At 74.5% G+C, this 779-nt stretch carries 1 protein-coding gene; it reads right to left on the reverse strand.

What is annotated here, in order from left to right:
• On the reverse strand, positions 1 to 779 hold a 779-nt coding region (locus tag ACJA3G_RS37965), incomplete at both ends, for an MFS transporter (RefSeq protein WP_406557541.1).

Below are 779 nucleotides of genomic sequence, written 5' to 3' on the forward strand. Positions count from 1 at the left end.
GCCGTGTCCTCCTCGGGCGCCGCGGGCACGGGGGCGCCGGGGTGCTCCGGTTCGGGCAGGTCCCGCATCCTGCGCAGCGGGGAGAGCAGCAGCGGCAGCGGTACGGCGAGGAAGCCGGCGGCGCAGCAGGCCAGCGCGGTACGCGGGCCGAAGGCCTCGGCGAGGGTGCCGCCCAGGAGTGCGCCGAGCGGCAGGGTGCCCCACATCAGGAAGCGCAGGGTGGCGTTCATCCGGCCGAGCAGGTGCGGCGGGCACAGCCCCTGGCGGAAGCTGACCTGGGCGATGTTGTAGACGACCGCGCCGAACGAGATGCCCGCCGATCCCGTGGCGAACAGGGCCGCCCCGAGGGTGCCGTGCCCCGACAGGGGCCAGAACAGGGCGAACGGTCCGCTCAGCAGGACCGACCAGAGGATGAGCCGGGCCTGTCCCCAGCGGGCGGCGAGCCGCCCGGAGCACACGGCGCCCAGGAGCCCGCCGATGGCGGAGGCGGACAGCACCAGTCCCAGGGCACCCGGCTCCAGCCCGACGACGCGGACGAGGTGCACGGTCTGCGTCGCCATCAGGACGGCCATGCACAGGTTGCCCAGGGCCGTGGTGAGGGCGATGACGCGCAGCAGCGGATGGCCGGTGACGAAGCGGATGCCCTCGCCGATGTCCTTGCGCAGGGACGCGTCGGCGGCGACCGCGGGCGGTTCCTCGGGCTGCCTGATGCGCAGCAGGAACACGGCTGAGAGCAGATAGCCCAGGGCGTCGGCGAGGACGGCGAGATGGGCCCCGAC

The sequence above is a fragment of the Streptomyces sp. YS-3 genome, from assembly GCF_045257485.1.
In the GTDB taxonomy this organism is placed as follows: Bacteria; Actinomycetota; Actinomycetes; order Streptomycetales; family Streptomycetaceae; genus Streptomyces.